The sequence below is a fragment of the Nonomuraea sp. NPDC049419 genome (genome assembly GCF_040676995.1).
In the GTDB taxonomy this organism is placed as follows: domain Bacteria; phylum Actinomycetota; class Actinomycetes; order Streptosporangiales; family Streptosporangiaceae; genus Nonomuraea; species Nonomuraea salmonea.
On sequence record NZ_JBFAQB010000007.1, the window covers coordinates 317229 to 339464 of the forward strand.

Below are 22236 nucleotides of genomic sequence, written 5' to 3' on the forward strand. Positions count from 1 at the left end.
CATCAGAACAACGTGAGGGGCTCGTGCGGCTCCGGGTCGGGGAGCGGGGCCAGGTCCGGGACGAGGGCGCGTACCTCGTCGTGGAAGCGGCGGGCCAGCGCCGGCGCGTCGGCGTTGTCGGGGGTGTGGATGAACACCGTCGGTGAGCGGCCCTCGCGGAGCCACTCGGCGGCCGTCGTCACCCACGGGCGCCAGCCCGCCACCGTGCGCTCCTCGTCGTCGCGGCCGAGGTAACGCACGATCGGGTGGGCGGTCAGCGCCCGCATGCGGCGGGGGAGGCGTGGCTTGCGTTCCCACGCCTCCCGCTCGGCGGCGCTGGCCGGCGGCGCGGCGAACATGACCGTGGTGTCGAACGGCACCCACTCCGCGCCCGCGCCGTCCAGCATCCGTTCGAGCAGGCGGGCCGCCCGCTCGTCGGTGAAGAACGCCGGGTGGCGGACCTCCACGGCGCAGCGCACGCCGCGCGGCAGCCGGCGCAGGAAGGCCGCGAGCGTGCCCACGTCGGACGGCCCGAACGAGCCGGGCACCTGCACCCAGAACGCGTGCACGCGCGGCCCCAGCGGCTCCATGGCGTCGAGGAACGCGCGCAGCTCGGCCTCGCCGCCCATCAGCCGGTGCTCGTGGGTGACGGCCTTGGGCAGCTTGACGACGAAACGGAAGCCGGGCGAGGTCTGCGCCGCCCACGACTCGACCGTGGCGCGGGCCGGTGTGGCGTAGAACGTGGTGTTGCCCTCGACCGCGTCGCACCAGCCCGCGTACGCCTTCAGCCGCTCGGCCTGAGGCAGGTGGGCGGGCACGAAACGGCCCTGCCACCGCGCGTTCGCCCACATCGCGCATCCCACATGAAGCCGCATGGCCACGACGCTACCGGACACCCGCGAAGGCATGATCCCCCGTTGCGTCCGCACGCCGGCGGTCCACGTAAGGTGGCGGCATGGGCATGGTCGGGACGGTCGGGCTGGTGCTGCACCCCCAGCGCGACTCGAAGAAGGCGATCGACACCATCCTGCGGTGGGCCGCCGACAAGGGTGCCACGGTGCTCGGCCTGCCCGAGGAGGTGGGCCGCATCGACTGCACCGCCGTGCCCGTCGACACCGACGCGCTGGTCGAGAAGGCCGATCTGCTCGTCGGCCTGGGCGGCGACGGCACCATGCTGCGGACGATGCGGCTGCTGGCCGGGCGGCCGACGCCCATCCTCGGCGTGAACCTCGGCAAGCTGGGCTTCCTCGCCGAGATCGACGTGGACGAGCTGCCGAAGACGTTGTCGGCCATCGACCGGCACGAATACACGATCGAGCCGCGCATGGCCATCCGCACCAGCGTCAACGGCACCGAGATGACCGCGTTCAACGACATCGCGCTCGTCCGCTATCCCGGCCACGGGCTGGCCAACGTCGCCGTCACCCCGTCCGGCAGCCCCTTCGTGCGCTACTCCGCCGACGCCGTCATCGTCGCCACCAGCACCGGGTCCACCGCCTACAGCTTCTCCGCCGGAGGGCCGATCGTCTCGCCCCGCGTGGAGGCGGTGCTGGTCGTGCCCGCCGCCGCGCACTCCGCGTTCAACCGGGCCCTGGCGCTGCCCGCCGACGAGGAGGTGAGCCTCCACGTGCTGCCGAGCAGCGGGCGGCTGGCCGTCGAGGTGGACGGCGCCGTGATGGGGCATCTGTGCCCCGGCGACAGCCTCACCGTGACCGCCTGGCCCGGTGCCGCCAAGGTGGTCCGGCTGGGCACCACGTTCTACGAACGCGCCCGCCGCAAGCTCCGCGTGGACGGCAGCATCGAAGCCGACTGAGTCCCCGGCCAGGGCCGGCCGGCGGGCGGCGCCCGCCTCACCCCGGCACGGCGTCAGGTGCCGGCGCGGCGGCGGTGGCGCGCCGGTCGCTGGGGCTCCGCCTGTGACGCCTTTTCGGCAGATGCCGTTCCTGGAGGCGGCCCGGCCGGGCGGGGGGTGAAGAAGTCGCCGGGGTTCCGCTCCTGCGGCGCGAAGAAGTCGCCGGGGTCCTGGTCCTGCGGCGCGAAGAAGTCCGACGGGCCGTCGTCGTCCCGGCCGCGGGCCCTGCGGTCGCGGGGCGGCTTGCGGTCCTGGGGCGGGGGGTTCTGGGGCGGGGGGTTCTGGGGCGGGGCGGGGCGGGAGCGGGTGGCGGCGAGGGCGGCGAGGGCCGTGGTGATGGGGACGGCCGCGATGAGCCCGAGCGTGCCGACCACGCCGCGCACGATCTCCTGCGCGATCACCGGCGTCGTCATCACCTCGCCCAGGGGCTGCGCGCCGATGCTGAACAGCAGCAGCAGCGGCAGCGACGCCCCCGCGTACGCCAGGATGATGGTGTTGATCACCGACGCGATGTGCGCCCGCCCGATGCGCCCGGCCGCGCGGTAGAGGCGGGCGAAGCCGTACGACGGGTTGGCGCGGGCCAGTTCGGCCACCGTCACGGCCTGGGTGACGGTGACGTCGTCGAGCACGCCGAGCGCGCCGATGATGATCCCGGCCAGCAGCAGGCCCTGCGTGTCGATGTTCAGGCTCATGCCGAGCGTCAGCGCGCTGTCGTCGGTGACGCCGTTGAGCCTGGCCACCCCCAGCGCCGCGTACGACAGCAGCCCGGTCAGCGCCAGGCTGGCCAGCGTCCCGAGCACGGCGACCGACGTGGACGGGGAGAAGCCGTGCGTCAGGTAGAGCACGGTCAGCATGATCGCCGCCGACCCGACGATGGCGACCAGCATCGGCGACCGGCCCTCCAGGATGCCGGGGATGACGAACGTCAGCAGCAGCACGAACGTCACCGCGAGCCCCGCCAGCGCGGTCACCCCGCGCCAGCGCCCGAAGGCGATGACGGCCAGCGCGAACGCCGCGCCGAACAACCACAGCGGCAGCGACCTGTCGTGGTCGGAGAGCTGGTAGGCGCCGTCGGCGTCGCGCAGCAGGATCACGTCGTCGCCCGGCGTGAAGCGCTGCGCGCCCGGCCCGCCCGGCAGCCGCAGCTCCACCTCGCCGCCCAGGTCGGGCCCGTCGCCGACCGTGACGACGGCCTCGCCGCAGGTGGCCGGGTCGGGCTTGGGCGCACCCTCGGGGGCGTCGGGGCAGCGTCCGAGCGTGACGCTGACGACCGTTCCGGTGAGCCGCTGGACGCCGGACTCGGGCGCGGGCCCGGCGGCGGTGCCCTCGGGCCAGAGCCAGATCAGCGCGGCCAGCGTGACGATCGCCAGCGGCACCAGGACGGCCAGCCCGGCCGTCACCGTACGCCGTGAACCGCCCGCTTCGGTGACGGTGGTGCCGTGAGCGTGGTTGGCGCCCATCGCGTGAGAGGTCCTCCTTGGCCGACTGGCCGACGAAGTAGGACAGTACTGCACCTCGCGGGGTGGGGTAGGCGCAACGGCATGACATGGCTGGCCGGCACCTCAGGGTGGCAGTACAAGGACTGGCGCGGGGTGCTCTATCCGCCGGGGGTGCCGCAGCGGCTGTGGCTGGAGACGTACGCGGGGGAGTTCCCGACCGTCGAGAGCAACAACGCGTTCTACCGGCTGCCGAGCAGGGAGGTGTTCGCCGGCTGGCGGGAGCGTACGCCGCCGGGGTTCGTGATGGCGGTCAAGGCCAGCAGGTTCCTGACCCACATCAGGAGGCTGAACGAACCGGAGGAGCCGGTGGCCAGGCTGATGGCCGCGGCCGCCGGGCTGGAGGAGAAGCTGGGGCCGATCCTGCTCCAGCTCCCGCCCACTCTCAAGGCCGACCCGGGGCTGCTCGACCGCTGCCTGGCCTGCTTCCCGCCCGGCACGAGGGTGGCCGTGGAGCCGCGGCACCCGTCCTGGTGGACCGAGGAGGCGCGGGCGGTGCTGGAGTCGCGCGCGGCGGCGCTGTGCTGGGCCGACCGGCTGGGCCGGCCGCGGACGCCCTTTTGGCGTACCGCGACGTGGGGTTACCTCCGCCTGCACCAGGGCAGGTCGGCCTACGCGTACGGGGAGCGCGCCCTGCGGACGTGGGCCGCCCGCGTCGCCGAGGCCGGCTGGCCCGACGCCTACGTCTACTTCAACAACGATCCGGGAGGAGCAGCCGTGCACAACGCGCGACGTTTCGCCGCACTTCTTGCCAGACTCGGCTAGTGCACACCCGTCTTTACCGGAACGGCCGCCTGGAGAGCGAGGGCTTCCCCATAGCGGACGTCTCGCGATACGTGGGCGACCGGGACGCCACGGTCTGGTTCGACCTGTGCGCGCCGTCGCCGGCCGACCTCGCCCTGATCGGCGAGGAGCTGGGGCTGCACGAGCTGGCCCTGGAGGACGTCCTGGCCGGACACCAGCGGCCCAAGCTGGACATCTACGACAACCACCTGTTCATCGCCGCCTACGGCGTGCACTTCGACGACGACCGCCGCGTGCACGCCGTCGAGGTGGACGTCTTCGTCACCGCCAACGCCCTGGTCACCATTCGCGAGAGCGGGCATTTCGACATCGCTGAGGTGGTCAGGCGCTGGGACGCCGCCGCGCACCTGGCGGGGCACGGCGTGATGTTCCTGCTGCACGGCCTGCTCGACTACGTCGTGGACACCCAGTTCGAGCTGGCCCAGGACCTCGACGCGGAGGCCGAGGAGCTGGAGGAGTCGCTGTTCGCCGAGCAGCTGAGCAACGGCAAGGACCTCCAGCGCACCCTGTACGTGCTGCGCAAGAACGCCACCAAGCTGCGCCGGGTCTCGCTGCCGATGCACGAGGTCATCGGCACCCTGCTCAGGCGCGACCAGGCCCTGATGGGCGACCCGGTGATGGCTCCCTACTACGAGGACGTCCGCGACCACGTGCTGCGCGTCGGGGAGTGGGTGGACGCGGTCCGCGACATGCTCGCCAACGTCCGCGACACCCGCCTGGCGCAGCAGGGCTTCCGGCTCAACGAGATCATGAAGAAGATCACGAGCTGGGCGGCGATCATCGCCGTGCCCACCGCGATCACCGGCTTCTACGGGCAGAACCTGCCCTACCCCGGCACCGGCGAGCAGTGGGGGTTCTGGCTGTCCACGGCGCTGATGGGGCTCACCTCGGTCGCGCTCTACGTGGTGTTCAAGAAGAAGGACTGGCTCTGATCGCAGGGCCCGCCCCGCACGTCGGGAGTGACCCGCAGCGCCACCCGCACCTCGGCGGCGCCGCCGCGCGGATAGAGCGGCAGGCAGCTCCCGCCCGAGACCAGCGTCCTGCGGCCGAGCGAGGTGGTCAGCAGCGACAGCTCCCGGTACGCCACCGGCTCGGCCAGGCGCAGCACCCACCGGCCGCCAGGCAGCCTGGCCCGCTCGCCCTCCAGCGCGTAGTAGTCGAGCACGCCGCCGCTCGCCGAGACCACCGCCCGCATCGTGAACCGGCCGCCCTCCACGGTGAACACCTCGGCGGACGGCGCCCGGTACATCGAATGCACGTACGCGATCGCGAAGCGGCCCGCCACGATGGGCAGGCCGTTCACGGTCAGGCGCCCGGGGCCGCCGGCCGCGCCGAGCGCCGCCACCGCCACGAGCGCCAGGACCAGCCGGGTCAGGCCTTCTCCTTGTAGTAGCGGGCCGCGCCGGGGTGCAGCTCGACCGGGGCGACCTGCCGGCCGAGCGCCGGGTCCAGCTTCTTCGCCTCGGGGTGCACCTTCTCCAGCTCGGCCTTCTTCTCGAACAGCGTCTTGGTGATGTCGTACGCGAGCTGCTCGTCCATCGAGCCGGGCACCAGCAGCACGTTGGCGATGCCGACGGTCTTGATCATTCCGGACAGCTTGTAGGTGGCGGCCAGGTCGACGTCGAGGCTCACGTACTGCTCGCCGTGCGTGGACCGCATCGCCGGCAGCACCTCGCTGGTGTCCATCATCGTCATGTCCGGCCTGCTCACCGCGAGGTCGGTGATGCCGGCCGTGGGCAGGCCGCCGACCCAGAAGAACGCGTCGATCGTGCCGTCCTTGGCGGCCTGCACGGACTCGTTGATGGACAGCTGCTGCTTGGTGATGTCGTTGTCGGGGTCGAGCCCGGCCGCCTCCAGCACGCGCCGCGCCACCACCTGCGTGCCGGAGTTGGCGGGACCGAGCGAGACGCGCTTGCCCTTCAGGTCGGCGATCTTGGCCGCGCTGACGCCTGGGGCGAGCACCAGGTGCAGGTAGTTGTCGTAGATGCGGGCCAGCGCCTTGACGGGCTGCCTGGCGGTGAAGCTGTCCTTGCCGTTGACCGCGTCGGCGGCGGTGTCGGCCTGGGAGAAGCCGATCTGGGCCTTGCCGGAGGCGAGCAGCTTGATGTTCTCCACCGAGGCCGAGGTGACCGACGCGGTGGCCTGCGTGTTCGCGATGTTGGCCGACAGCTGCTTGGCCAGGCCGCCGCCGTAGACGTAGTAGACGCCCGTCGTGCCGCCCGTGGCGATCGAGATCCGGTTGCCCGAGCCGCCGCCCGCGCCACCGCCCCCGCAGCCGGCCACGGTCAGGACGGCGGCGGCGACGATCGTGAGTATCCGCTTCACCTTGGGTCCCTTCTCCTTCTTCTGACGAGATGCACGGCGGCGGCCACGGCCAGGACGGCGAGGCCGGCGACGATGGGGACGGGTTCGAGGAAGAGCAGCAGCACCGCGGCCACCGCCGCGAGCACCCGCTCGGGCCAGGCGGCCGCGCCGCCGGTGGCCACCGCCAGCGCGGCCACCGCGACCGCCGACACGGCGGTCATCAGCAGCACGGTGCCGAACGGGCCCTGCCCGAGCAGCGCCTGCCCGTTGGGGGTGAGCACGAAGGCGAACGGCACCAGGAAGGCGGGCAGCGTGTACCGCCAGGTCATCATCATCGTCCGGTACGTGTTGCCGCCCGTGATCGCCGCCGCCGCGACCGCCGACAGCGCCGTGGGCGGGCTCACCTCCGACAGCACCGCGTAGTAGAAGACGAACATGTACGCCTCGGGCCGCGTCACCCCGAGGTCGAACAGCGCGGGCCCGATGATCACCGCGGCGATGATGAAGCTGGCCGTCACCGGGACGGCGAGGCCCAGCAGCAGCACCGCGACCGCCGCCATGACCGTGGTCGCGATCAGGCTGCCGGCGCCGATGTCCACGATGATGTCGGCGAGGTTCTGGCCGAGCCCGGTGAGCGTGATCGAGCCGACGATGATGCCGGCCGCCGCGCAGACCGCGGTCACCGGCAGCACCTCCAGCGCGCCCTTGGCCAGCGCCCGCCCGATGCGCCGCGGCCCCATCCGGTGCTCCGGGTCGAGGAACGACAGCAGGAACGCGACCACCGTGGCGATCACCACCGCCTGGAACGCCGACCGGTCGAGCGCCATCAGCACCACGATGAGGATCAGCGAGCTGAAGTGGTAGCCGAAGCGCAGCAGCAGCCGCCCCGCGCCAGGGGCGTCCACCTCGACCGCGCGGGTGCCGAAGCGGCGCGAGTCGATCTCGATGGCCAGGAAGATGCCGAGGTAGTAGAGCAGGGTCGGCACGGTCGCGTACAGCAGGACCTGCAGGTAGCTGACGCCGAGGTATTCGGCGATGATGAACGCCGCCGCGCCGAGCGTGGGCGGCGACAGGATCGCGCCGATGCCGCCGGCCGCGAGGATGCCGCCCGCCGCCTCCCTCGGGTAGCCGGCCCGCCGCAGCACCGGCCAGGCCACGCTGCCCAGGCTCACCGTGGTCGCCACGCCCGAGCCGGACACGGTGCCGAGCAGGAAGCCCGCCGTGGTCACCGTACGGCCGGGTGCGGACCTCGACCTGCGGAAGGCGGCGAAGCTCAGGTCGATGAAGAACTTGCTGGCGCCGGAGTGGTCGAGCACCGCGCCGTAGATGGTGAACAGGATGATGTAGCTCGCCGCGACCTGCATCGGCACGCCGAAGAAGCCCTCGGTGCCGGTGTAGAGCTGCGAGACGATCTGCGAGACGTCGAAGCCGGGGTGCCCGATCGTCCAGTCGATCGGCAGGTACGCGCCGTAGTAGGCGTACAGCAGGAAGCCCACGCAGATGACGGCGAAGGCCAGGCCGACCGTGCGGCGTACCGCCTCCAGCAGCAGCACGGTCAGCGCCACGCCGAACACCACGTCGAGGTCCGTCAGCGCCGCGCCGGAGCCGCGCTCGCGGAAGGCGTCCATGTCGAGCAGCGGGTAGACGAGCACGGCCAGCGACGCGGCGGCCAGCAGCCAGTCGGCCACGCCCGGCCGCTCCGGCTTCGTGCTGTCCCTGGGCTCGGGTGCGGGTCGCCCCAGCAGGCGGCGCACGACCGCGTCCAGCCCCGAGCGGTAGCAGAGGAAGACCAGCGGCAGCGCCACCGCCAGGAACGTCATCCGGTGCTGGATCGCCTCGACCGGCCGGAACACCACCAGCAGCGAGTACGCCGACAGCAGCCCGCCCACGACCCACACCCCGGCACGGAGCGGACCGCCCAGCTCGCGCGCCGGGCGTTCCTGCTCGTGGGCGGAGACCAGGTCGGCCTCACGATCGCTCAGCTCGGTCAAGCCGTCCTCCTCGGACCTCGGCCGTTGCAGCGGACTTTACGAGCCCTTTACACGATCGGGGAAGCCTCCGTTATCCGATTGATCTTTACCGTCGGCCGAACGGCCGCGCTCGCCCGGCGAGCTCCTCCACCGGCACCTCACCGGCCTGGGAGCCGTCACGCAGCCGTACCGACGCGCTCCCGCTCGCCGCCTCGCGCGGCCCCACCACCAGCTGGTACGGCACCAGCCGGTGCGCCCTGATCCTGGCCCCGAGGCTGCCCCGATCGGCCGGCGCCAGCTCCGCCCGCAACCCCGACTCCAGGCAGCGCCGCAGCAGGCCCTCGGCGGCCGGCAGCTCGGCGTCCGACAGCGGCAGCACCACCGCCTGCACCGGGGCCAGCCAGGCGGGGAAGGCGCCGCCGTGCACCTCGACCAGGTGGGCGACCAGCCGCTCGATGCCGCCCACCACGCTGCGGTGCACCATCACGGGGCGCTCGCCGCCGACGTAGCCCAGGTCGAAGCGCTCGGGCTGGAAGTAGTCGACCTGGACGGTGGACAGGGTCGACTCGCGGCCCGCCGGGTCGGCGATCTGGATGTCGATCTTCGGGCCGTAGAAGGCGCCCTCGCCGCGCTCCTCGTCGTACGGCCGCCCGCGCTCCTTCAGCACCTTGCGCAGCACCGACTCCGAGCGCGCCCACATGGCCGGGTCGTCCACGAACTTCGCGCCCTCGCCGCGCAGCGACAGCCGGTAGCGGGCGGCCCTGATGCCGAGCCGCTCGTGCGCCGCCTCGATGAGGTCGAGCGCGGCCGACACCTCGGCGGCGGCCTGCTCGGGTGCGCAGAACACGTGGCCGTCGTTGAGCTGGATCGAGCGCACCCTGGTCAGGCCGCCCAGCACGCCCGACAGCTCCGAGCGGTACATGCCGCCCAGCTCCGCGATGCGCAGCGGCAGCTCGCGGTGGCTGCGCTGCCTGGAGCGGTAGATGAGCGCGTGGTGCGGGCACAGGCTGGGCCGCAGCACGAACTCCTCACCGCCCACCACCATCGGCGGGAACATGTCGTCGGCGTAATGAGCCCAGTGGCCCGAGCGTTCGTACAGCTCGCGTTTGCCCAGCACTGGCGAGTTGACGTGCTGGTAGCCGTTGCGGCGTTCGAGCTCGTGCACGTAGTCCTCAACGGCCTTGCGCACGGCCGCGCCGGCGGGCAGCCAGTAGGGCAGCCCTGAGCCGATCAGCGGGTCGGTGTCGAAGATGCCCAGCTCGCGGCCGAGCCTGCGGTGGTCGTTCATGATCAACCTTTCCGTGGAAAGGGCGAACGACCAGCTCCCCGGGCGTCCGCCCGGGAAGCAAGGAATCAGCGCGCCGGGACGGTGTCCGGCGTCGTCGTGACGAAGGCGCGCTGCTGCATGGCACGACCATAGCACCCCGGGTTTCGGTAAAGCCAAGGGCGAAAATCGGTAAATGATATAAAGGCAGGCGTGGCCCAGATCACCGTTGACGTGCGCCATCTCCAGGCGTTCGCCGAGGTCGGCTACCAGGTCGCGGGCGGTGGGGGCGCCCACGGCGCGATGGCGGCGCTGCGCCGCGTCGTCCCGCTCGACGCCTACGAGTTCGTCGCCTACGACCCCGCCACCGGCCGCCACCAGAGCGTGATCTCCGACGGTCACCCCCGCATCGACCGCGACGCGGCGGAGGAGTACGCCGGGCTCGACGCCTACCGCAGGGCCCTCGACACCCGCGCGCCCGTCGAGATGCCCGAGCCAGGCACCGAGCGCTACTTCCGCCGCCACCTCGCCCCCTACGGCTGGCGGGCCGGGCTGACCGCGCCGCTCTTCCTCGACGAGGGCCGCTTCACCGGGCTGCTCCACCTGGCCGCCAGGCAGGCGTTCCCGCGGCGCACCGGCGCGCTGGTGGCCGCGGTCAGCCCGCTGCTCGCCCACGTCACCGACCTCAACCGGTGCGTGATCGATCCGGTGGGGCTGCCCGCCGGCTTCCGCGCGGTGGCCTTCGACCGGCTCGGCACGCGGCGCGCGGTGCCGGGCCGCGAGGTGTCGCCCGTCCTGCGGGACGACCCCGCGATGGCCGCCTGCGCGCGGGCCTTCATCGACTCGCGCGAGCTGAGCAGGCAGGGGCTGTGGCTCGGCGGCGACGGGCGCTGGCACGAAGTGCGGCTGGTCAGGGCCGGAGTGGGGTTCCAGGGGGCGCTCCAGGGCGCGGTGGCGGCCGAGCGGCCGTGCCCCCTGCCGTACGACCTGACCGGGCGCGAGGTCGACGTCCTCACCCGGGTCGCGGCCGGAGACTCCAACCCCCAGATCGCGGCGGCTCTCGTGCTCAGCGTGCGCACGGTCACCACGCACCTGGAGCACATCTTCGCCAAGCTCGGCTGCGACAGCCGCACCCGCCTGACCACGAAGGCGCTCGCCGAGGGGCTGTGCCGGCTCGACCTCTGACCTTCGGTGAGTCAGACCGCGACGCCGGCCGGGACGGGCTCCTCCAGCAGCTCGAACCAGACCGTCGTCGCGCCGTGCTCGCGCGTGAAGCCCCAGCGGTGGCTGAGCGCCTCGATCAACGGCAGCCCCCGTCCGTTGGTCTCCTGCGTCCCCGTACGGCACACGCACGGCGGCCCGTCCGAGCCCGCGTCCGTCACGAACACCCGCACCGCGCTGCGCGAGCTGGCCAGGCTCACCGTGAACGAGCCGCCGGCGCCCGACCTGGTGTGCAGGATCGCGTTCGTGGCCAGCTCGCTCGTCAGCAGCACCACGTCGTCGTAGAGCGGATGATCCCGGCCGAGCGCCGTCTTCACCAGCGCCCTGGCCCTGGAGACCTGCGACGGCGTTCCCGGCAACCGGACCACGTGGTCGCCTGTGCCTGGCCGGTCGTCCTCGTTCACCTGGTGCGCGTCCGGCGGTGCCACGGCGACCTCCCCCAAATCTGGTGACGTTATGAGACGCGCCAGAGGGGGGCCGGAGATTATCGCGAAAAGGTAGGAATCGCCTTTCCGAGGTCGCCTGCACGGCCTCGCGCGCCGACCGAGTACGCTGCGATCGACGAGTCGTCTAGGCCCATGGGGGAGCAGGAGGTCGCGTGAGCAGCCTGGAGGCCGTCTGGGTGCAGCCGTACGACCGGCCGGGCACGGCGGTCGTGACCGGAGTCTTCGACATCCTGCACGTGGGTCACGTGCGCTACCTCGGTGCGGTGGCCGCGCGCGGGCTGCCGCTGGTCGTCGGCGTGGAGGACGACCCGCGGGTGCGGGCGTGGAAGGGTCCTACCCGGCCGGTCAACCCGGCCGAGGAGCGGGCCGAGGTGCTGGCCGCGCTCCGGTTCGTGACCGGCGTCTTCGTCGTCACCGGGCCACCCGAGGCGCACGGCCCGGAGGACTACATCGACCTGCTCGCCCCGATGCGTCCCGCCGCGCTCGCCCACACGGCCGGCGACCCGCACGCGGGCGCCCGCGCCGCCGCGGCGGCGATCCTGGGCGCCGATTGCTGGGAGATGGACGCCGTCCCGGGCCGCTCCACCACCCGCATCGTCAACGCAGCCTCCAAAACCTGACCCCGCGCCTGTTCAGGCGGGTGGTTGGGTGACGCGCCGACCTCCTGGCCCGTTGGTGGGGGATGTCACCTGACTCCCGCGCCTGTTCAGGCGGGTGGTTGGGTGATGCGCCGCCCTCCTGGCCCGTTGGTGGGGGTTTGAGGCTTCTTGGCTGTTTGGGGTGGGGGTGCCTTACCTGGGGTTTTGTGGCTGGTGGGGTGAGTGTGGGGCATGATCGCGTACTGTTTCGTGCCATGACGGCTGAGCTGGTGGCGAGGCGGGTGACGAACATCCTGGCACCTCAGGTGCTGGTCATCGTCATGCCGCCGGCCGTTGGGCTGCTCGCGCAGGGGTGGAGCGGCGCCGCCTGGGGGCTGGTGGCGTCGATGCTCTGCGGCGGGGTGCCGGCGGCGGTGATCGCGGTGGGCGTACGCAGGGGGTTGCTGGACTCGCACCACATCGTGGACCGGACGCGGCGCACCAAGCCGCTGCTGGCGGCCGTCGCGGCCGTGCTGGTGGCGCTGGCCCTGCTGGTCGTGCTGGGCGCCCCGACGCTGCTCGTGGCCACCGTGACGGCGATGCTGATCGCGCTGGCGGTGACCGTCCCGATCACGCTGCGCTGGAAGATCTCCTTCCACGCCGCCGTCTCGGCCGGCACGGTCGTGGTGCTCGCGCACGTGCTGCCCGCCTGGCCGGCCGCGCTCATCGGGGCGGCGGTGGTGGCGCTGGTGTGCTGGGCGCGGGTCAGGCTCTCCCACCACACCTGGCTGCAGGTCGCCGCAGGAGCGGTGACCGGCACGCTGACGACGTGGGGCACGCTGGCCGCCTTCGGTCTCGGCTGACGACCGGAATAGGCGGGGCCGCGGGCGGGTTTGCGGGGATATGGATGCCAAGAACCGCGGCCGGGTGCGCGTCGAGCGTACGGCCAAGCGTGTCAGGACCTACCTCGGCGGCCGGGTGGTGGCCGACACCACCTCCGCCCTCCTGGTCTGGGAGGTGCCCTACTACCCGGCCTACTACTTCCCGCTCGCCGACGTGGACGAGTCCGCGCTCAAGCCGACGGGCGCGACCAAGCACTCGCCGAGCCGGGGCGACGCCGTGGTCTACACCGTCGCCTCGGGGACGAAGGAGGCCGCCGACGCCGCGCTCGCCTACCCCGACTCGCCCCTGGAGGAGATCAAGGGGTACGTGCGGTTCGAGTGGGGCGCGATGGACGCCTGGTTCGAGGAGGACGAGGAGGTCTTCTTCCACGCGCGTAACCCGTACACGCGGGTGGACATCCTCAGCAGCTCGCGGCACGTCCGCATCGAGGTGGACGGTGTCACGGTGGCCGACTCGCACAGCCCGCGCCTGCTGTTCGAGACCGGGCTGCCCACCCGCTACTACCTGCCGAAGACCGACGTACGGCTCGACCTGCTGGAGCCGACCGACACCGTGACGAACTGCCCGTACAAGGGCACGGCACACTACTGGTCGGTCAACGGCAAGAAGGACCTGGCCTGGTCCTACCGCACGCCGCTGCCCGAGAGCGAGAAGGTCGCCGGGCTGGTCGCGTTCTACGACGAGAAGCTCGACGTTTACGTGGACGGCGTGCTGCAGGAACGGCCCAAGACGATCTTCTCCTGACGCTCAGGTGAGCAGCCGGGTCAGCACGCGGGTGCCGAACTCCAGGCCCTCCACCGGCACCCGCTCGTCCTTGCCGTGGAACATGCCGAAGTAGTCGAGGTCGGGCCGGAGCATGAGCGGCGCGAAGCCGTAGCCCTTGATGCCGATGCGGGCGAACGACTTGGCGTCCGTGCCGCCGGCCATCACGTACGGCACCGGCCGCGCCCGCGGGTCCTCGGCCACCAGCGCCCCGGCCAGCTCGTCGAAGAACGGCGACGGGTAGGGGGCGCCCGGCGCGTCCTCGAGGTTGACGAACTCGCGGGTGATCTTCGGCCCGAGCAGCTCGTCGATCACGCCGAGGAACTCCTCCTGAAGGCCAGGCAGGTAGCGCCCGTCCACGTGCGCCTGGGCCGTGGAGGGCACGACGTTCACCTTGTAGCCGGCGTCCAGCATGGTGGGGTTCGCCGAGTTGCGGATCTGGCCCTTGAACAGGTGGCCGAGCGCGCCCAGCCGGGCCGCCTCGGCGTCGAGGCGGTCGAGGTCCACGGGCTGCCCGGTGATCTCGCCGAGCTCCCTGACGAGCGCCGCGACCGGGGGCGTCAGGCGTACCGGCCACTCGTACGACGCCACCCGTGACAGGGCGTGCGCCAGCGTGGCGACCGGATTGTCCCTGGGCGGGCGTGAGCCGTGGCCCGCCACGCCGTGCGCGGTCAGCCGCATCCACGCGGTGCCCCGCTCGCCCACCGCGATCGGGTAGACCCGGTCGTCGCCCGAGGCCACGCTGAACCCGCCCGACTCGCTGATCGCCTCGCTCACCCCGTCGAACAGGTCACGGTGCTCGCCCACGGCGTGCCGCGAGCCGTAGTCGCCGGTCGCCTCCTCGTCGGCGAGGAACGCCAGCACCAGGTCGCGCTTGGGCCGCTCGCCGCGCGCCGCCATGCCGAGCACGGTGGCCAGCGTCATCGCGCACGAGCCCTTCATGTCGACCGCGCCGCGGCCGTACACGCAGTCGTCCACGATCTCGCCGGAGAACGGGTGCATGCGCCACTCGGCCGGGTCGGCGGGCACCACGTCGAGGTGGCCGTGGATCAGCAGCGCGTCGGGCGAGTCGCCGTCGATCCTGGTCACGACCGTGGTCCGCTTCGGCGCCGACTCGAACACCACCGGCTCCATCCCGGCGTCGGCGAGCAGCGTGGCGACGTACTCGGCCGCCGGCCGCTCTCCCGAGCCCGGATTGGTGGTGTCGAACCTGATCAGGTCCGAGCAGATCTCGGCGACGCTCTTCACGCTCTCCCCTTCAGTGTCAGAGGCGGCACGTCGGGGGTCTCCATGCCGAAGATCAACCCGTAGAAGGCCAGCTCGGCCTCCAATACCGCGACGATGGTCTCTTCCCTGCGCCAGCCGTGCTGCTCGCCGGGGAAGGTGAGCAATGCCCACTCTTTGCCATGTTTGTCCAGTTCGGCGGTGAATCGCTCGGCCTGGCTCACGTCCACGATCGCGTCCTCCAGGCCGTGCAACATGAGGCAGGGGCCCGAGGCCCGGAAGGCGTTCAGGAGCGGGGAGCGTTCTGTGTAGCGCTGCCGCGTCTCGGGCAGCGGGCCCACCAGGCCGTCCAGATAGCGCGACTCGAAGTCGTGGGTCTCGGCGGCCCAGCTCTCCGGGTCGGTGATCGCGTAGTGCGCGACCCCGCCCGCGAACACGTCGCTGTGCACCAGCGCCGCCACGGTGGTCCAGCCGCCCGCGCTGCCGCCCCTGATGGCGATCCTGGCCGCGTCGGCGACCCCGCGCTCGACCAGCCCGCGCGCCACTATGGCGCAGTCCTGGACGTCCACGACGCCCCACTGGTGGCGCAGCCGCTCCCGGTAGGCGCGGCCGTAGCCGGTCGAGCCGCCGTAGTTGACCACCGCCACGCCGATGCCCCTGCTGGTGAAGTAGGCGATCTCCAGGTCCAGCAGGATCGGCATGTTGCCGGTGGGGCCGCCGTGCACGAAGATCACGTACGGACCCGGACCCTGGGCGCCGGACGGCGGGTAGAGGTGGGCGTGCACGCCCTCGATCGTCACCGCCTCGGGGGCCGGCAGCAGCGCGCGGTCCGGCAGCGGCTTGGGCGCCGACACCACCTCGTGCCCGCCGTCGTCCAGGCCGACCAGCGTGACCTGCAGCGGCGTGTACGGCGTCCCCTTGACCGCCACGGCCTTGCCGCCCGCGACCGAGACCGTCCCCGACCAGTGGGTGGCCGTGCCGCCCAGGTCCCGCAGCTCGCCGGTCCCGGGGTCGAGCACGCCCAGGCGGCGGCGGTCGGCGGTGCCGTGCACGACGACCAGCCGGCCGTCGTCCGCGACCGCGAACGTGGCCAGGCCGGGCTTCCACGGCGCCACGCCGAACTCGGACTCCATCGGCGTCAGGTTGCGGGCCTCGCCGCCGCCGAGCGGGACGAGGTGCACGTTCCACCAGCCGGTCGGGTCGGTCACCGCGTACAGGCTCGTCGCGTCGCGCCACTCGGCCTGCGTGACCGACTCGCTCGGGCCGCCCGCCACCACCTCGTACGGGCCCGCCGTGCCGTCGGCGGCCAGCGTGGCGACGCACAGCTCGGTGCCGTCCCAGGGCATGTTGGGGTGGTCCCAGCCGATCCAGGAGACCGTGCGGCCGTCGGGGGAGATGCGGGGGTTCATCACGAAGTGCTGGGCCTTGACGATGACCCGCACGTCACCGCCGTCCAGCGGCACCGCCACCAGGTCCCGCGCGTCGTGGGTCTCCCTGACGGCCCACACCTCGTCGCGGCCCGGCGGCAGGTACAGGTCGCCGTAGCGCGCGGGGCCCTCCGGGGTGAGCGCCACCGGCTCGGCACCGTCCAAGGGACCGTCCAGGCGGTAGAGGCGCTGGTCGGCCCAGTTCGTGAAGACCAGGCCACCGCCGGGCAGCGGGCGCCAGGAGCGGCCTCCGTACTCGACGACCCGGTTGCGGGCGTTCCAGCCCTCGGGGAGCGCGTCCAGGCGGGTGCCGTCCGGCAGGCGGCGGACCACGCAGCGCCGGCCGCCCTCGTGCGGGCGGGGCTCGTCCCACCAGACCTCGACCCCGGCGGGCGTGGCCACCGCCTCCACCCACTGGGGACCGCCGTCGGTCCTCGCCACGTCGATCGGGCTAATGCTCATGAACTCACCAATTGCCGTTGGTACTAGGAGGAAGAGGGACGTCTGGGGGGTGCAGCACGTACGCGATGCCGCCGCTGCCCGAGCTCCGCAGCCACACGTGCTCGAACGCGGCCCGCGGGTAGACCCGCCTGACCTCGCCGTCCGTGGGGGCGGCGGGGTCGTTCACCACCACGTCGCCCTCGGCGGTGAAGCCGGTGACGACCAGGATGTGACCGTTCGTGCTGTAGCAGGAGCCGGGCAGCTCGTGCGCCTTGAACGACTGGGAGGTGATCACCGGGATGCCGGCTCTGACGAACGGCTCCAGCTCGGCCGCCGACCGCAGCCGCGTTACGAACCCGGACAAACCGTACCGGCCGGCGTAGGCGACGTTGAACGGCCAGTTGCCGGTGCCCTGGTAGCTCGCGTCGTACGTGCCCGCCGCCGCGTGGTCCACCGCCGGAGCGGGGTCGCCGCCGCCCACCCAGGCCAGCTCCTCGGGGGCCGGGCCGCGGCCCCAGAACGCCAGCACCATCGCCACCGAGGCCGGGCTGCACCAGTTGGCGCCGCCGCCGTCGTAGCGCGGGTGGTGGCCGGCGTGCGCGTGCTGGGAGTGACGGGGTACGTCCAGCTCCACCGCGCCGCCCGGGCCGGGAGCGCTGGGGGCGGGCGGGTGCGGCGGCAGGGCCGAGGCCATCACGCCCAGGCCCGTCAGCTCGGCGCCCGCGCCGTGCCTGGTCACCCGCACCTGGTAGGCGGTCACCGGACGCCTGGCCACGAACGTGTCCACGGCCACGTCGCCGTTCTCGTCGCCCTGGCCGGGCACCGACGTCCGCGGGTCGCCGTGCTCGGACCAGCGGCCCATGACGTACCACTTGGTCCAGGTGTCCTCGGCTTCGGAACGGGCCTTCGCGCGTAACGCGATCTCGATCCACGAGCCGGGCGGGGTGCGGGCCGTCCACGACGGGATGATCTGGGTGGCCGCGAAGCCGATCGGTTGCTCGGCACCGGTCCACTCCTGCGCGCCTTCCTGTGCCGTCGGTACGGCGAAGCGGGTGAAGGCGACGCGGGCCAGATCGACGGTGAGCACCAGGCACATTGTGGTTTTGTGCCGCATGCCGCACATCGGATGGTTTACGTACCGGGGCGAATGTGTCGGTGATCAACCCTATGGTCTGGGGCATGACTTTCCCTTTCCAGGCACACGCGCATCCCGTGCCCTGCCCGCCGGCCCGCATGCCCGGCCGCACGCCCGCCGGTGACACGGCCTTACCCGGCGCCCGGGCCGCGGGGGAGGCGGCGCCGTGAACGTCGGGGAGGAGCCGCTCGCCACGTCGTGGGACGCGGTGGCGGCCGCCGTCGCCACCGCCGACCCCGAGACGGCCGCCGACCTCCTCCACCGCCTCGACCCCCGCGCTCCGTGGCGGCCCGGCCCACGAGGCGCGCACAGCCCTTACACCCCCTCCGAGCCGGCGCCGCGCGCCTCCTTGGGGCACGGCCGCCACGCTCCTTCCGGGCGCGGCGCGTATGACGGCCCGTATGACGGCCCGTATGACGGCGCGCAGGTCCCATGGGATCGCGGCTCGCACGTCGCGCACCAGGCCGCCGTCACGAGCCGTTCGCAACGGTATGGGCGCTTCGCCGGAGAAGTCCGGAGTCGTGTCCGGGCGGAGGAGCCGGGTGACGCCGTGCTGCTCTGGTTGCTCGGGCCTGGGCTGGCCGAGCGCACGGCGGAGTGGCGGGCCGAGTTCGCCACCCTGGCCGCACTCAAGCTCGCTCCAGGGCCGCGCCGGCGCGGCGGTCCTGGGCAGGGGGTCCGTACGGTGCTGGCCCTGCTGCGCCACACCGGAGTGACCCCGCCCGAGCACGACCCGCTCGTCGTCGCGTGGGCCGCCTGCACACCCGACGCCGCGGGGCTGCGCGCCGACCCGCTGCTCGACCACCTCGTGCCCCGGATGTTCGACGCCGAGGGGGTCGGGGCGCTGCTGCGCGACGAACGCTCCGACCCGCTCAGGCCCCGGTCGTGGCTTGCCGCGCTGCACGAGCTGGCGGGCGACGGGCGGATCGGGCGCGACCTGCTGCTCGACGGGTGCCTGCGGCGGTTCCTGCGTGGCGGGCAGCCCGCCGACCTGCGCTTCTTCGTACGCCTCCATGAGCTGCTCCAGCCCACGGACGACGAGATGAGCCGCCGTCGCCGCGCCTACCTGGGGTTGCTGCCTGCCGCGCCGGGCGCGGTCGCCGAGACGGTGCTCAGGCACGTACGGCGGCTCGACGACCTGGAAGGGGGCGACGTGACCGAGGCGGTGCGCGCGTTGCTGCTCAGGCCCGAACGCAAGCTGCAGACGGCCGGCGTCACCTGGCTCGACGAGGTCGCCGCCGGTGACCCCGCCGCCGGGCTCGACGCGCTGGCGCCCGCGCTGGGCTGCGCGTTCGGCTCGGAGTCCACCGACGTGCAGGGGCGGGCCGTGCGGGTGGCGGTCAAGCACGCCAAGCGGTTCACCGCCGAGGGGGGCCGGGCGATCAGGGAGGCGATGGGGGTCCTGCCGCAGGAGCTGGCCGAGACGCTCGCCGCCGTGTTCGGTGCGGACGCGGCGGCCGGGCCCGGGGATCTCGACGGCTTCACCCCGGTCTCCTTGCCCCCACCCCTCGAGGCCGGCGCGTTCCCCCCGCCGGTGCGGGCGGCGGGCGAGCTGGATCCGTGCCCGCCGGACGACTGGCAGGGCGCGGAACGCTGGCTCGCGGGCGTCGTCCGCCTGTATGGACACGCCCGCGACGCCCTCACCACCCGCCTCACGGAACATCGGCCCCCGCCCCCGGGCCCCTGGCTGGACATCGGCCACTGGGCTCAGGCGATCGCCCTCCTCGTGACCGGGATTGTCGTCACGTCGTCCGCGGACGAGCGACTGCCGGGGGCGGGGGACGTGCCAGGGCCGCACCTGTTCCTGTTGCGACGCTGGGCCGAGGTCCACGACGCGCTCGCCGCGGGCACGCTGCCGCCCTATCTGCTCGCCGAACCCACCGAGGGGTCCGGAGCACTGGATCCGGAGGTGCTGGTGGAGCGCCTGTCCGGCTACGAACGGGCGGGCGCCGAGGCCCTGCCCGCCGACCTGCAGCAGGCGCTGTTACGGCTGCCCCGCGCGATCCCGCGGCACGCGGCGGCCCAGGCGGCCCGGCTCACCTCGGAGGCGGGCCGCATCGCCGCCCGCTGGATGAACGGCGAGCGGCCGGAACCGATCGCCGAGGTGATCTGGTCATGCCGGGTGCTCGGCAGCCAGGACGCCGCCATACCAGCGCCTGGCGTGAACGTCCTCCCGCCGGCCATGCCAGGGCTTGGTGTGAACGTCCTCCCGCCCGCCACGCCAGGGCCTGGCGTGAACGTCCTTCCGTCCGGCAGCCCGGGCGGCGGGGGTGCGGACCGCTCAGCCGGTGGCGTCTTTCCAGCCGGCGATGGTGGTGAGCGAAACGGTGAGGTGGCAGCCGGCGAGTCCGGCCCTTGGCAGGAGGGCTGGGCTTGTTGTGCGGCTGACACCGGGCCGGTGCCGGGGCGGGTGCACGAGTTGAGCGCGCGGCTGTGGCCGGACGGGCCCACGGGGCTGGAGCTCGTGGACGGGCTGTTCAGCGGGTCCGTGGCGCATCGGCTGCGTGATCACGGCGGGTATCTGGGGTGGTGGCCCCATCTGATGCCGTCCGATCGCGAGGCGGTGGCGGCCCACTGCGTGCCGCATCTCATGGAGCGGTGGCGGCGGGCGCGCGTGGAGACGGCGCAGGCGCAGGCCCTGGCGGCGGCGGGTGGGCCGCCCGGGGAGGCGGTCGCGCTCGTGGTGGCGTACCTGGTCGCGGATCGGGCGCGCGGGGCGGCGGAGGAGCGGGCGCGGCCGGTCGTGGAGCTGGCCGCGCGCGGCGGGCTTGACGCCGAGCGCGTGGGACGGCGGCTCGCGCTGCTGATCCAGCGTACGGAGCTCAAGCCCGGCCCGGCGTTCGAGACCTTGGAGGCGGCGGCCGCGTTCGGCGCGCAGCGGGAGGTGTGGCGGATCGTGACCGCGTTCCTGCCGGGCTTCCTGCCCGCGCCGGGCGAGCGGTCGCACACCCGGCACACGCAGGGCCTCGTGTTCGCGTTACGGGCGGCCCGATGGGCGGGCGCGCGCGGCGCGGTGCCGTGCGTGGCCGAGATCGCCCAGCGCAAGGCGTCGAACAACTTCGTCCGCGAGGCCCGCCGCCTGCACACCTACCTCACCTGAAAGGCGATCCGGGGGCGCGCCGCGAAACGCGCCCCCGGGGCCGGCGTCAGAGGTAGAGGCCGGTCGACTCGTCGCCCGGGGTCGGGGTGATCTCGCGGCCTGAGCGGAGGGCGTAGAGCTGGGCCAGGGTGGCGCCGGACGGGCCGACGCCCTCCGGCGTGCCCAGCCACGTCACCGCCTCCTCCTTGCTCAGCGGCCCCACCTCGAGCTGCGCCAGGCAGCGGCCGGGGCGGACGACGGCGGGGTGGAGGCGGGTGAGGTCTTCGTTGGTGGTGATGGCGACGAGCACGTCGCGGCCCTGCCCGAGCAGCCCGTCGGTGAGGTTGAGCAGCCGGGACAGCCCCTGACCCGCCTGGGCCTTGGCGCCGGAGCTGATCAGCTCGTCGCAGTCCTCCAGCACGAGCAGCCGCCAGCGCTGGGACTCCTCGTCGGTGTCGTAGCCGACGGCGACCTCCATGAGGTAGCCGGGCTCGTTGAACAGCCGCTCGGGGTCGAGCACGCAGTCGACCTGGCACCAGTCGCGCCACTGCTTGGCGAGTGTGCGCAGCAGCGTGGTCTTGCCGGTGCCGGGCTGGCCGTGCAGCAGGATGAGGCGGCCGTTGACGTCTTCTGGGGTGACCGCCATGAGCCGGTCGAGCGCCGGGCGGACCTTCGCCGAGTAGTTGGTGCTGATCTCGTCCCAGGGCTGCGCGGTGATCGGCTTCTCCGAGCGGGTGCCGCCGTGCATGCCGCGCCACCAGAAGCCCATCTCCACGTGGTCGACGTCGGGGACGGCCTCTTCCGCGCCTTCGATGCTCTCCGCGAGCACGCTCTTGGCCAGGTCTTCGTCGACCGCGGTGACGCTGACCGTCGCCGTGCGGTTGCGGTGGCGTACGACGCGCAGGGTCCAGCCGTCACCGCAGATCAGCCGCGACTCGGAGCCGTCCTCGACCCGGGCGGTGCGCAGCACCCGGCCGCCGGCGGGGGCGAGCGGGGCGTCAGGGCGTACGCGCTCCAGGTTGGCCAGGCGGGACCACGGCTGCACGCCCGTCGCGAACGGCGACAGTGCCAGAGCGTCGATCACGTCGATGGCGGAGTCGGCGTCGTCGATCCAGATGTTCATCGGGAGCTCAGAGGAGTCCGGGCTGGGGAACGGCACCTCCCTAATCACAGACATACCGTTGATGATCTCCGTCTCAGGGGCCGGATGTCGAAGAGTTTTCTGGCTGGGGACAGTGGTTCTCCTTGAGAGTACCCGGCCCCGTGGTGACGAGGGGGCCGGGCGCGCCAGCCCCGATGGCGCCGGGGAAACTGTGACCGCTTCGCCATGCGAGAGGGGTGTATGCCCGGT

General features: G+C 72.9%; 20 protein-coding genes. 9 read left to right on the forward strand and 11 right to left on the reverse strand.

The genetic code is table 11. The features are described 5' to 3' along the window. Positions 1–2: 2 nt before the first annotated feature. Complete coding sequence (locus tag AB0K12_RS23400) at positions 3–854, reverse strand: DUF72 domain-containing protein (RefSeq protein ID WP_364564740.1); 852 nt, start codon at positions 852–854, stop codon at positions 3–5. Positions 855–934: 80 nt separating this feature from the next. Here AB0K12_RS23400 and AB0K12_RS23405 point away from each other — a divergent pair, with 80 nt between their 5' ends. Further along, entirely contained in the window at positions 935–1792 is an 858-nt protein-coding gene (locus AB0K12_RS23405; protein WP_364564744.1) for an NAD(+)/NADH kinase, read from the forward strand. 53 nt (positions 1793–1845) lie between these two features. On the opposite strand, the gene AB0K12_RS23410 is transcribed toward AB0K12_RS23405, so the two are convergent. Beyond that, the gene (locus tag AB0K12_RS23410; protein WP_364564747.1) at positions 1846–3291 is read right to left on the reverse strand and encodes a YibE/F family protein; all 1446 of its coding nucleotides are present in this window, start codon (positions 3289–3291) and stop codon (positions 1846–1848) included. 81 nt (positions 3292–3372) lie between these two features. On the opposite strand from AB0K12_RS23410, the gene AB0K12_RS23415 reads away from it, so the two are divergent. Both AB0K12_RS23415 and AB0K12_RS23420 read left to right on the forward strand, forming a co-directional pair. Continuing rightward, positions 3373–4092, forward strand: a complete 720-nt coding sequence (locus AB0K12_RS23415; RefSeq protein WP_364564750.1) for a DUF72 domain-containing protein — start codon at positions 3373–3375, stop codon at positions 4090–4092. Next, on the forward strand, positions 4092–5063 hold the full coding sequence (locus AB0K12_RS23420; protein ID WP_364564755.1) for a magnesium transporter CorA family protein: 972 nt from the start codon (positions 4092–4094) through the stop codon (positions 5061–5063). The genes AB0K12_RS23415 and AB0K12_RS23420 overlap by 1 nt, the downstream gene beginning before the upstream one ends. Here AB0K12_RS23420 and AB0K12_RS23425 read toward each other — a convergent pair. From AB0K12_RS23425 to thrS, 4 genes are all read right to left on the reverse strand, one after another. Beyond that, entirely contained in the window at positions 5030–5482 is a 453-nt protein-coding gene (locus AB0K12_RS23425) for a DUF1850 domain-containing protein (RefSeq protein ID WP_364564758.1), read from the reverse strand. The two genes, AB0K12_RS23420 and AB0K12_RS23425, sit on opposite strands and share 34 nt — an antisense overlap. Positions 5483–5502: 20 nt before the next feature. Then, positions 5503–6456, reverse strand: a complete 954-nt coding sequence (locus AB0K12_RS23430) for a TAXI family TRAP transporter solute-binding subunit (RefSeq protein WP_364564767.1) — start codon at positions 6454–6456, stop codon at positions 5503–5505. After that, positions 6453–8426: a TRAP transporter fused permease subunit gene (locus AB0K12_RS23435; protein ID WP_364564771.1), complete on the reverse strand. Its 1974-nt coding sequence runs from the start codon at positions 8424–8426 to the stop codon at positions 6453–6455. The genes AB0K12_RS23430 and AB0K12_RS23435 overlap by 4 nt, the downstream gene beginning before the upstream one ends. An 85-nt stretch (positions 8427–8511) precedes the next feature. Next, entirely contained in the window at positions 8512–9912 is a 1401-nt protein-coding gene (gene thrS / locus AB0K12_RS23440; RefSeq protein WP_364565022.1) for a threonine--tRNA ligase, read from the reverse strand. Here thrS and AB0K12_RS23445 point away from each other — a divergent pair. Beyond that, entirely contained in the window at positions 9883–10854 is a 972-nt protein-coding gene (locus AB0K12_RS23445; RefSeq protein ID WP_364564776.1) for a LuxR C-terminal-related transcriptional regulator, read from the forward strand. The two genes, thrS and AB0K12_RS23445, sit on opposite strands and share 30 nt — an antisense overlap. Positions 10855–10865: 11 nt before the next feature. Here the strand turns inward: AB0K12_RS23445 and AB0K12_RS23450 are convergent, their stop codons facing one another. Further along, complete coding sequence (locus tag AB0K12_RS23450) at positions 10866–11318, reverse strand: ATP-binding protein (RefSeq protein ID WP_364564781.1); 453 nt, start codon at positions 11316–11318, stop codon at positions 10866–10868. Positions 11319–11488: 170 nt separating this feature from the next. Between AB0K12_RS23450 and AB0K12_RS23455 the strand changes: the two genes are divergently transcribed. From AB0K12_RS23455 to AB0K12_RS23465, 3 genes are all read left to right on the forward strand, one after another. After that, complete coding sequence (locus AB0K12_RS23455; RefSeq protein WP_364564794.1) at positions 11489–11956, forward strand: adenylyltransferase/cytidyltransferase family protein; 468 nt, start codon at positions 11489–11491, stop codon at positions 11954–11956. Between the two features lie 233 nt (positions 11957–12189). Beyond that, positions 12190–12777 (forward strand): hypothetical protein, encoded by a 588-nt coding sequence (locus AB0K12_RS23460; protein ID WP_364564800.1) that lies wholly within the window; start codon positions 12190–12192, stop codon positions 12775–12777. A gap of 40 nt (positions 12778–12817) precedes the next feature. After that, the gene (locus AB0K12_RS23465; RefSeq protein WP_364564802.1) at positions 12818–13561 is read left to right on the forward strand and encodes a DUF427 domain-containing protein; all 744 of its coding nucleotides are present in this window, start codon (positions 12818–12820) and stop codon (positions 13559–13561) included. 3 nt (positions 13562–13564) lie between these two features. Here the strand turns inward: AB0K12_RS23465 and AB0K12_RS23470 are convergent, their stop codons facing one another. Genes AB0K12_RS23470 through AB0K12_RS23480 form a run of 3 tightly spaced genes read right to left on the reverse strand, consistent with a single transcriptional unit; the run spans position 13565 to position 17767 of the window. Then, entirely contained in the window at positions 13565–14827 is a 1263-nt protein-coding gene (locus tag AB0K12_RS23470) for a M20/M25/M40 family metallo-hydrolase (protein WP_364564804.1), read from the reverse strand. Beyond that, positions 14824–16692: a prolyl oligopeptidase family serine peptidase gene (locus AB0K12_RS23475; protein WP_364564806.1), complete on the reverse strand. Its 1869-nt coding sequence runs from the start codon at positions 16690–16692 to the stop codon at positions 14824–14826. The genes AB0K12_RS23470 and AB0K12_RS23475 overlap by 4 nt, the downstream gene beginning before the upstream one ends. A 4-nt stretch (positions 16693–16696) precedes the next feature. Continuing rightward, positions 16697–17767, reverse strand: a complete 1071-nt coding sequence (locus AB0K12_RS23480; protein WP_364565025.1) for a C39 family peptidase — start codon at positions 17765–17767, stop codon at positions 16697–16699. A gap of 83 nt (positions 17768–17850) precedes the next feature. Between AB0K12_RS23480 and AB0K12_RS23485 the strand changes: the two genes are divergently transcribed. After that, positions 17851–17976: a hypothetical protein gene (locus AB0K12_RS23485; protein ID WP_364564809.1), complete on the forward strand. Its 126-nt coding sequence runs from the start codon at positions 17851–17853 to the stop codon at positions 17974–17976. Continuing rightward, a complete protein-coding gene (locus AB0K12_RS23490) occupies positions 17973–20906 on the forward strand; it encodes a DUF6493 family protein (protein ID WP_364564812.1) in 2934 nt (977 codons plus the stop codon). The genes AB0K12_RS23485 and AB0K12_RS23490 overlap by 4 nt, the downstream gene beginning before the upstream one ends. A gap of 46 nt (positions 20907–20952) precedes the next feature. Here AB0K12_RS23490 and AB0K12_RS23495 read toward each other — a convergent pair whose 3' ends face one another. Continuing rightward, positions 20953–22062 (reverse strand): DUF5925 domain-containing protein, encoded by a 1110-nt coding sequence (locus AB0K12_RS23495; RefSeq protein ID WP_364564820.1) that lies wholly within the window; start codon positions 22060–22062, stop codon positions 20953–20955. Positions 22063–22236: the final 174 nt, after the last annotated feature.

Excerpts from the sequence above, each read along its gene's own strand:
- AB0K12_RS23400 (WP_364564740.1), bottom strand. The coding sequence starts at position 854 with ATGCGGCTTCATGTGGGATGCGCGATGTGGGCGAACGCGCGGTGGCAG.
- AB0K12_RS23405 (WP_364564744.1), top strand. The coding sequence starts at position 935 with ATGGGCATGGTCGGGACGGTCGGGCTGGTGCTGCACCCCCAGCGCGAC.
- AB0K12_RS23410 (WP_364564747.1), bottom strand. The coding sequence starts at position 3,291 with ATGGGCGCCAACCACGCTCACGGCACCACCGTCACCGAAGCGGGCGGT.
- AB0K12_RS23415 (WP_364564750.1), top strand. The coding sequence starts at position 3,373 with ATGACATGGCTGGCCGGCACCTCAGGGTGGCAGTACAAGGACTGGCGC.
- thrS (WP_364565022.1), bottom strand. The coding sequence starts at position 9,912 with ATGGCGCACGTCAACGGTGATCTGGGCCACGCCTGCCTTTATATCATT.
- AB0K12_RS23460 (WP_364564800.1), top strand. The coding sequence starts at position 12,190 with ATGACGGCTGAGCTGGTGGCGAGGCGGGTGACGAACATCCTGGCACCT.
- AB0K12_RS23465 (WP_364564802.1), top strand. The coding sequence starts at position 12,818 with ATGGATGCCAAGAACCGCGGCCGGGTGCGCGTCGAGCGTACGGCCAAG.
- AB0K12_RS23475 (WP_364564806.1), bottom strand. The coding sequence starts at position 16,692 with ATGAGCATTAGCCCGATCGACGTGGCGAGGACCGACGGCGGTCCCCAG.
- AB0K12_RS23480 (WP_364565025.1), bottom strand. The coding sequence starts at position 17,767 with ATGTGCCTGGTGCTCACCGTCGATCTGGCCCGCGTCGCCTTCACCCGC.
- AB0K12_RS23485 (WP_364564809.1), top strand. The coding sequence starts at position 17,851 with ATGACTTTCCCTTTCCAGGCACACGCGCATCCCGTGCCCTGCCCGCCG.
- AB0K12_RS23495 (WP_364564820.1), bottom strand. The coding sequence starts at position 22,062 with ATGTCTGTGATTAGGGAGGTGCCGTTCCCCAGCCCGGACTCCTCTGAG.